General features: G+C 53.2%; 9 protein-coding genes and 2 pseudogenes. All 11 read left to right on the forward strand.

All coding sequences use genetic code 11. From position 1 onward, the window contains the following. Positions 1-464: 464 nt before the first annotated feature. Entirely contained in the window at positions 465-1,076 is a 612-nt protein-coding gene (locus tag LKD70_RS18030; protein WP_002571017.1) for a Type 1 glutamine amidotransferase-like domain-containing protein, read from the forward strand. Positions 1,077-1,303: 227 nt separating this feature from the next. After that, a complete protein-coding gene (locus LKD70_RS18035) occupies positions 1,304-1,780 on the forward strand; it encodes a hypothetical protein (protein WP_040013272.1) in 477 nt (158 codons plus the stop codon). 17 nt (positions 1,781-1,797) lie between these two features. After that, positions 1,798-2,196: a plasmid mobilization protein gene (locus LKD70_RS18040; protein WP_002578912.1), complete on the forward strand. Its 399-nt coding sequence runs from the start codon at positions 1,798-1,800 to the stop codon at positions 2,194-2,196. Continuing rightward, a complete protein-coding gene (locus tag LKD70_RS18045; protein WP_227709253.1) occupies positions 2,168-3,784 on the forward strand; it encodes a relaxase/mobilization nuclease domain-containing protein in 1,617 nt (538 codons plus the stop codon). The genes LKD70_RS18040 and LKD70_RS18045 overlap by 29 nt, the downstream gene beginning before the upstream one ends. Further along, on the forward strand, positions 3,774-4,160 hold the full coding sequence (locus LKD70_RS18050; RefSeq protein ID WP_002571014.1) for a cysteine-rich VLP domain-containing protein: 387 nt from the start codon (positions 3,774-3,776) through the stop codon (positions 4,158-4,160). Before LKD70_RS18045 ends, LKD70_RS18050 begins: the two co-directional genes overlap by 11 nt. Positions 4,161-4,175: 15 nt before the next feature. Beyond that, complete coding sequence (locus tag LKD70_RS18055; protein WP_002571013.1) at positions 4,176-5,027, forward strand: replication initiator protein A; 852 nt, start codon at positions 4,176-4,178, stop codon at positions 5,025-5,027. Then, positions 5,024-5,866: an ATP-binding protein gene (locus LKD70_RS18060; RefSeq protein ID WP_002571012.1), complete on the forward strand. Its 843-nt coding sequence runs from the start codon at positions 5,024-5,026 to the stop codon at positions 5,864-5,866. The genes LKD70_RS18055 and LKD70_RS18060 overlap by 4 nt, the downstream gene beginning before the upstream one ends. Before the next feature lie 14 nt (positions 5,867-5,880). Then, on the forward strand, positions 5,881-6,069 hold the full coding sequence (locus LKD70_RS18065) for a transposon-encoded TnpW family protein (RefSeq protein WP_002571011.1): 189 nt from the start codon (positions 5,881-5,883) through the stop codon (positions 6,067-6,069). Between the two features lie 111 nt (positions 6,070-6,180). Next, positions 6,181-7,800: a recombinase family protein gene (locus tag LKD70_RS18070; RefSeq protein ID WP_002571010.1), complete on the forward strand. Its 1,620-nt coding sequence runs from the start codon at positions 6,181-6,183 to the stop codon at positions 7,798-7,800. An 86-nt stretch (positions 7,801-7,886) separates the two neighbouring features. After that, positions 7,887-7,985: pseudogene (locus tag LKD70_RS18075) on the forward strand (Maff2 family mobile element protein); the annotation flags it as partial. An 83-nt stretch (positions 7,986-8,068) separates the two neighbouring features. Further along, positions 8,069-8,707, forward strand: a pseudogene (locus LKD70_RS18080) (VirB6/TrbL-like conjugal transfer protein, CD1112 family); the annotation flags it as partial. Between the last annotated feature and the right edge of the window lie 76 nt (positions 8,708-8,783).

Here is an 8,783-nt window from a genome sequence, read left to right on the forward strand (position 1 = left end):
GGTGAAGTCTGCCCTTTTTTAAGTCTTTACCGATAGGCAGAAAGAGCAAATGTGGTTATTGTAACTACTGCGGCAATTTCTTCGATTCATTCATGAGTGATTACATTGCCGTGAATAATTCAGGATAGATAGTATTGATAATTTCTATAAAAATGTGCATGGTAGTGCGAAAATCTGAGAAGAGAATTTAATGCTGGATTTTGTTGATAGTAGATTTCAATGAGTTAACCATAAAAGTATATTAGAAAGTAAAAACAACAGGGGTAGTAGAATATATTTGTTAGATACAAGAAGGAGAGATTGAATTTAAGGTCATCTAATACTCGCGGAATAGTGATAATAATGGTAAGCTGTATTGAAAAAAAACAAAATAACTAACATTATGGGATTATTTCGGTATGAATTGATGTTTTATCATCTTACATAGAATCAGAAATTTGAAAAATTAAAAGAGGACTAAGTTTATGAGAACCCTGTTCTTAACTTCAAGTGGCTTAAACGAAAAGACTATGGTATTATTTTGGAAATGTATCGGAAAAGAACCGATTAACACAAAAGCGATTTTGGTTCCATCCGCCGCAGTTGGAAATGATGGTGCGCGAGAAGGAATCATTGTATGTATGGAGCGCCTTATGAATATGGGAATACCTATGAATAATATTCTTATATATAATCTTGCGTTTTTACTTTCCGATGGATATAAAAGAACATATTCAAGTTATATTAGTGACATACCTGTACCGTTTCGCTTAATGAGTGTTCAAGAACTCACTCAATATGACATGATTGCTTTTTGTGGAGGAAATGCCCATACGCTTCTTAGCGAAATAAACAGAACAGGATTTTCGAAGCCCCTAAAGCAAGCAATAGAGAATGGATTGGTGTATCTGGGAATTAGCGCAGGTAGTATGATTGCTGCCGGAAATTTTTCCGATGGATTAGGATATTTAGCAAATCCGTTGATACCACACGCTGAAAAAGAGAGCCCTTTTGGAGATATATCGAAGAACGATTTGATTGAATTGGCTGACGGTCAAACTGTATTGATTAAAGGGAATCGACAGGAAATTATTTAATAAATTGAATACTGTTGTTTTTTTATCTTCGGGGCACCCTGACCCGAACTTTCAAAACTGAATATCAGCCGCCCACCAGCGGCCAGCGAAAGCAGTAAGTCTGAAAAAGATTTGCTGCTTTTTTTGTGTCCATTTGGCAAAATCGAAAATCACCCGTAGTAGGTAGGTGAAGCCAGAAAAAACTGCCTGCTCCGTTTGGCAAATTTCTAAGAGCGGTGGTGTGGGGAGTGAAAGGAAAAATTCTCTGCCCCGCCGGTTGCCAAAATCCTGTTGCCCGGATTACTAAGGCAAAAGAAATTTTGAAAAATCCCCGTCCAGCGGGTAGCTGGCGGCCTTTGAAATGTATCTTTAGCGGAAAGGGAAAAAGCCGCAGCCAGCGGGCAGCAAAGCCCCGTTCCGGCGTCATATTGGCGAAAGGAAAAAAGGCCGCCCACAGCGGGCCGCAAGCCCTGTCCTGTCCGTTCTATGTACGGAAAAACCAGACAGGGGCAGTCTGCGGCAGTCTTAGAGCAAGTTTCTACCACGGTGCCAAAATCCGCAATTCTGCGGTTTTGTCCCTCGCGGGAAACTTGTTGGGGAGTGCCTTCCCCAAACCCTGCTATGGCGGCTTGCGCCGCAAAAAGATTTCCGTTCGGCAGGCCGTTTTTTTGCGAGAACTGCCCCGGAAATACCTAACAGACCAGCCTATTTTTTGTGATAAGTGAAAGGAGGTTTACAGCCCATGCCGAAGCGATACAACACGCCCCACCGCAGCCGCGTTGTGAAAACCCGGCTGTCCGAAGATGAATACGCCGACTTCACAGCGCGGCTTGCGCCCTATGGTATCAGCCAGTCCGAATTTCTCCGGCAGGCGATACGGCGCACCGCCATACGCCCAATTATCCATGTGTCGGCGGTCAATGACGAGCTGCTTTCCGCTGTCGGGAAACTCACAGCCGAGTACGGCAGGATCGGCGGCAACCTCAACCAGATTGCCCGGTATCTGAACGAGTACGGCGTACCCTACAATGCGCTGTCCGGCGAGGTACGCGCCGCCATAGCCGACCTTGCCGCCCTCAAGTATGAAATCTTACAGAAAGTAGGTGACGCGGTTGGCAACACTCAAGCATATCAACTCTAAAAACGCCGACTACGGAGCCGCCGAACAATACCTGCTTTTTGAGCATGACGAGTTTACCATGAAGCCCGTCCTTGATGAAACCGGCAGGCTTATCCCCCGCGAGGACTACCGGCTGTCCACGCTGAACTGCGGCGGGGAGGATTTTGCCGTTGCCTGTATGCGGGCAAATCTCCGCTATGAGAAAAACCAACGGCGGGAAGATGTGAAAAGTCACCACTATATCATCAGCTTTGACCCACGGGACGGCCCGGACAACGGCCTGACCGTAGACCGGGCGCAGGAATTGGGCGAGAAGTTTTGCGCCGAGCATTTCCCCGGCCACCAAGCCCTTGTATGCACCCACCCGGACGGGCATAACCACAGCGGCAATATCCATGTGCATATCGTTATCAATTCGCTGCGGATAGAGGAAGTCCCGTTCCTGCCCTACATGGACAGGCCAGCCGACACGAAAGCCGGGTGCAAGCACCGCTGTACCGACGCGGCCTTGCGCTACTTCAAGTCCGAAGTCATGGAGATGTGCCACCGGGAGGGGCTTTACCAAATCGACCTCTTGAACGGCAGCAAGAACCGCGTCACAGACCGGGAGTATTGGGCGCAGAAAAAGGGACAGGCCGCGCTGGACAAGCAGAACGCCCCCATGATTGCAGGCGGTATCACGCCCCGGCAGACCAAGTTTGAAACGAACAAAGAGAAGCTGCGGCAGACCATACGCGCCGCGCTGTCTGCGGCGGCCTCATTCGAGGATTTTTCCTCTCTGCTGCTGCGGGAGGGCGTGTCCGTCAAGGAGAGCCGGGGGCGGCTTAGTTACCTCACGCCGGACAGGACAAAGCCCATTTCCGCCCGCAAGCTGGGCGACGATTTTGACCGCGCCGCTGTCCTTGCCGTTTTGGAGCAGAACGCCGCCAGAGCCGCAGAAAAGGCCGCGGCTATATCCAGCACCCCGCCCTCTATCCAAGACCAACTGCGGGCAGACAGAGCCGCCCGAACCGCCCCGAATGTGCAGCGGCTTGTGGACATTGAGCAGAAGAAAGCCGAGGGGAAAGGCCGGGGCTATGAACGCTGGGCGACCATGCACAACCTCAAACAGATGGCCGCGACGCTGAATGTGTATCAGGAATACGGCTTCACTTCCCCGGAGCAGTTAGAAGCCGCCGTTGATACCGCCTATCAGGAAATGCGCCAGACCAGCGGCGAACTGAAAGCACTGGAAACGAAGCTGCAAGGGAAAAAGGAATTGCAGCGACAGGTGCTGGCCTACGCCAAGACCAAACCCGTCCGCGACGGCCTGAAAGCGCAGAAATCCCCCAAAGCCCGCGAAGCATACCGGCAGGCGCATGAGAGCGATTTTATCATAGCCGACGCAGCCGCCCGGTATTTCAAGGCACATGGCATTACCAGGCTGCCCGCCCGGAAAGCGTTGCAGGACGAGATCGAGCAGCTTGTTTCCAAGAAATCCGGCCTGTATAACACCTATCACGCACAGAAACAGCGGTTTAAGGAGTTGCAGACCGTCAAGCGGAACATCGACCAGATTTTGCGCCGGGAGGAACCCCGCCGCAGAAAGGAGCAGAGCCATGAGCGATAACCTGCCCCGCATGGACTACCGCCAGCACCGGCGGGCGCGGCGGCTGGTGCATGAGTGCTGTAACTACGACGAGGGGAACTGCCTGCTGTTGGACGACGGGGAGCCTTGCGTATGCGTCCAGAGCATTTCCTTTTCCCTCATGTGCCGCTGGTTCCGTGTGGCTGTCCTGCCCCTTGACGGGGAGCTGGCCGCAGCCCTCTTGTACCGGGGGAGCCGGAAACGGTGCGCCGTCTGCGGCGCGGCCTTTGTCCCCAAATCCAACCGGGGAAAATACTGCCCCGGCTGCGCCGGACGCATGAAGAAAATCAAAGCCGCCGAGCGAAAGCAGAAACAAAGGCAGAAATGTCACGCTTTAGAGCCTTTCAAACCCGCATAAATCAAGGCTTTTTTCGTGGGTGTCAAAGGGTACGCGATACATTTATCCTTTTCCCCCGGAAACAGCGTTCTAAATGCGTACAAACCGTCAAAATCAACCCGAACACAGGGAGGTGATCCTATCGCTGATTATATCATGGCAGACACGAAGCTGCCCGCCTATCTGCCCTATCCCCGTTTCCTGCTGAAAATGGAGATTTCCCAGACCGCCAAGCTGCTCTATGCGCTGCTGTTAGACCGCTCCACCCTCTCCCAGAAGAACAAGTGGCAGGACGGCGAGGGCAGGATTTATATTATCTATCCCATCGCGGAGATAGCCGAAATACTGGATAAAGGCAGCACCACCATAAAGGGGGCGCTGAATGAACTGGACATGGCGGGGCTGCTGGAACGGGAACGGGGCGGCTTCTCCGCACCGAACCGACTGTATGTGAAAGTGCCGCGTGTGCCACAGGTACAGTTTTCCGACCAACTGATGGCCGGAAAACCGACCCTCATAGAGCCGGAAAACCGACCAACTGATGGTCAGAAAACCGACCTTATGATGGTCGGAAAACCGTCCCCTAACCAAACTACTATAAACAACCTTACAGAGAACCAAACAAAGGGAGTGAGTGGGGAGCCGCCCGCGCCCTATGGCCGATACCAGAATATTTTTCTGTCACAGACCGAATACGACGAGTTGCAGGCAGAGTACCCCGACAGGCTGGAACGGTTCATCGAGGAAATGAGCCGCTACCTTGCCGCCAGCGGGAAAAGCTACCAGAACTATGCCGCCGCCCTTCGGATATGGGCGGGGAACGACAAAAAGGGCGCCCCGAAAAAGGGCATCCCTGACTACTCATGCAAGGAGGGCGAGAGTTTATGAAGAACGAAATCAACGCTGTTTTGGAGAATATGACGACTGCCACCCCGGAGCCGGAGGACTACACCGGCGAGGACGGTTTACTGTACTGCGGCAGGTGCCGCAAGCCGAAAGAAGCCTATTTTGCGCCGGATAAGGCCGCTATCTTTGGCCGCGACCGCCACCCGGCAGAGTGCGACTGCCAGAGAGCCGCCCGCGAGGAACGGGAGGCCGCCGAGAAGCGGCGCAGGCACTTTGACACCGTGGAGGAACTGAAACGCCGGGGCTTTACCGACCCCACCATGCGGGACTGGACTTTTGAGAACGACAACGGCAGGAACCCGCAGGCCGGGATTGCCCGCCGGTATGTGGAACACTGGGAGGATATGCGAGCCGACAATATCGGCTGCCTGTTCTGGGGCGGCGTGGGAACCGGGAAAAGCTACCTTGCGGGCTGTATCGCAAACGCCCTTATGGAGAAAGAAATCCCCGTCCACATGACGAATTTTGCCCTTATCCTCAACGACCTTGCCGCCAGCTTTGAGAACCGCAACGAGTACATTTCCCGCCTTTGCCGCTATCCGCTGCTTATCATTGACGACTTCGGCATGGAGCGCGGCACCGAGTACGGGCTGGAACAGGTTTTCAATGTGATTGACAGCCGTTACCGCAGCGGCAAGCCGCTGATCGTCACGACCAACCTCACGCTGGACGACCTGCGGAACCCGGAGGACACCGCCCATTCCCGGATTTATGACCGCCTGCTTTCCATGTGCGTCCCGGTACGCTTTACCGGCGACAACTTCCGGCAGGAAGCCGCGCAGCGGAAAATGGAGAGCATGAAGAAACTGATTACCGACTGAAAGGAGTATTGCCTATGACAGATAACAAGCAGCACGACACCCGCACCGCCCGCCGCCCCGACTGCGTGACGGAAATCCGCATGGGCAATTCCGTCCTTGTCGTGTCCGGCTATTTCAAGAAAGACACTACCACCACCGCCGCCGACAAAATGGCGCGGGTACTGGAAGCGGAAGCCGCTGCTACACAAAAACCGGCAATTTGACAAACCATAAAGAAGCAGATTTTACACTTTTGCCGCTGTACAGCCCCCGCTATTCCGTGGTACAATAAAGCTACGGAATAGTGGGGCTGGCTGTCGGAAACGGAGGATTTTATGTTAAGACAAGCCACCCAAAACCTCATTACCGCCCTTTATCCGAGATTGTCCCATGAGGACGAATTGCAAGGTGAGAGTAATTCCATATCGAACCAAAAAAGGATACTCGAAGCCTTTGCAAAACAGAATGGCTTTACCAACCTGCGCTGGTACACCGACGACGGCTTTTCCGGCGCGAACTTCCAGCGCCCCGGTTTTCAAGCCATGCTTGCAGACATTGAAGCCGGGAAAGTGGGTACGGTCATCGTCAAGGACATGAGCCGGTTAGGGCGAAACTACTTGCAGGTAGGGTTTTACACGGAAATGCTGTTCCCTCAAAAGGGAGTGCGTTTTATCGCTGTCAACGACAATGTGGACAGCGCAAACGGCGGCATGGACAACGATTTTACCCCTCTGCGAAATCTGTTCAACGAATGGCTGGTGAGAGATACGAGCAAGAAAATCAAAGCAGTAAAACGAGCAAAAGGCATGAGCGGCAAGCCCGTTACCAGCAAGCCGGTCTATGGCTATCTCATGGACGAGGACGAGAACTATCTCGTTGACGAGGAAACCGCGCCGGTTGTCCAGCAGATATACCAGCTTTGCCTTGCCGGGAATGGCCCGACCAAGATTGCCCGTATGCTTACGGAGCAGCAAATCCCTACGCCGGGAACGCTGGAATACCGCAGGACGGGCAGCACCCGCCGCTACCACCCCGGCTATGAGTGCAAATGGGCGACGAACACCGTTGTTCATATCCTCGAAAACCGGGAGTACACCGGCTGTCTGGTAAACTTCAAGACGGAGAAGCCCTCTTACAAGGTCAAGCACAGTGTAGAGAACCCCGTAGAGAAGCAGGCCATTTTTGAGAACCACCATGAGCCTATCATAGACCGGGAAACATGGGAGCGCGTGCAGGAGTTACGCAAGCAGCGCAAACGCCCGAACCGCTATGATGAAGTGGGGCTGTTCTCCGGTATGCTGTTCTGCGCCGACTGCGGTCATGTGATGTACCAGCAGCGGTATCAGAACAAGAACCGCAAGCAGGACTGTTACATCTGCGGCAGCTACAAGAAGCGCACCCGCGACTGTACGGCGCACTTTATCCGCACCGACCTGTTGACCGCCGGTGTCCTCTCCAATCTCCGGCAAGTGACCGAATACGCCGCCAAGCACGAGAGCCGCTTTGTGAAGCTGCTTATCCAGCAGAACGAGATCGGCGGCAAGAGAAAGACCGCCGCAGCCACCAAGCAGCTTGAACAGGCGCAGGAGCGCATTGCCGAAGTGAGCCGCATTATCAAGCGGCTGTATGAGGACAATGTGAACGGCAAAATCAGCGACGAGCGTTTCATGGAACTGTCGGCAGACTATGAGCAGGAACAGCGGGAACTGAAAGACCGCGCCGCCGCTTTGCAGGCCGAACTGGACAAGTCGCAGGCCGCCACCGTCAACGCGGAAAAGTTTATGGGTATCGTCCGAAAGCACCTTGCCTTTGAGGAACTTACCCCCACCCTCTTGCGGGAAATGATTGAGAAAATCGTCGTGCATGAGTGTAGCTATGACGAGAACGGCACCCGCAGGCAGGACATTGAGATTTATTACAGCTTTGTCGGCAAGATTGACTTGCCCGAAGCCTAACGCCCGACCTATCCGACACAATGGCCAAGTGCCGGATAGGAACGGCAAAATTTTTTACACTTCTATTACTTCTTTATCACACATAAGCAAAGTCCCAGGGCATGAAGCAGCTCATGGCTGGCGCTGGCGTCGCCGTGGTCGGCATGGTCCTCGTACCCCTGCTCTCCAGCCTGTTCACCGTCTGATCGCTCCCGTCGTTAAGCTGTCATAAGAAATCCTTGCCGCCCCTGCCCCCAAGCGGGGGCGGCTGAAAGGAGGTTGACACCGTATGGATTTCTTACTCGATGCCCTTACTGACTGGCTCAAGGAAATGTTGGTAGGCGGCATTATGAGCAACTTATCGGGGATGTTCGATAGCGTGAACCAGCAGGTCGCAGACATTGCGACACAGGTGGGCCAGACCCCTCAGGGCTGGAACGGGAGTATTTTCAGCATGATCCAAAATCTCTCCAACTCCATCATGGTGCCGATTGCTGGCGTGATCCTGGCTATCGTGATGACGCTGGAGCTGATTCAGATGATTACCGACAAGAACAACCTGCATGATGTGGACACCTGGATGATCTTCAAATGGGTGTTCAAATCTGCCGCTGCCATCCTCATCGTCTCAAACACCTGGAACATCGTGATGGGCGTGTTTGACGCAGCTCAAAGTGTGGTGGCGCAGGCGGCGGGCATCATCGGTTCCGACGCTTCCATCGACATCTCCTCTGTCATGACCGATATGGAGTCCCGGCTGATGGATATGGACCTGGGGCCGCTGTTCGGCCTGTGGTTCCAGTCGCTCTTTATCGGCATTACCATGTGGGCGCTTTACATTTGTATCTTTATCGTGATTTATGGCCGTATGATTGAGATTTACCGCGCGTCCAGAAGCGCCGCTTTTCATCCAAAGGCGGTGTGCGGGCATTTTGGGAACCCGGCTTTAGCAAGCCGGTAAAGAAAAGTATCAAAGACGTGAAAAGCGTCACTTTAGCGTCATC

Origin of the sequence: Ruminococcus turbiniformis (assembly GCF_020687545.1) — a bacterium.
Classification (GTDB): Bacteria; Bacillota; Clostridia; order Lachnospirales; family Lachnospiraceae; genus Mediterraneibacter; species Mediterraneibacter turbiniformis.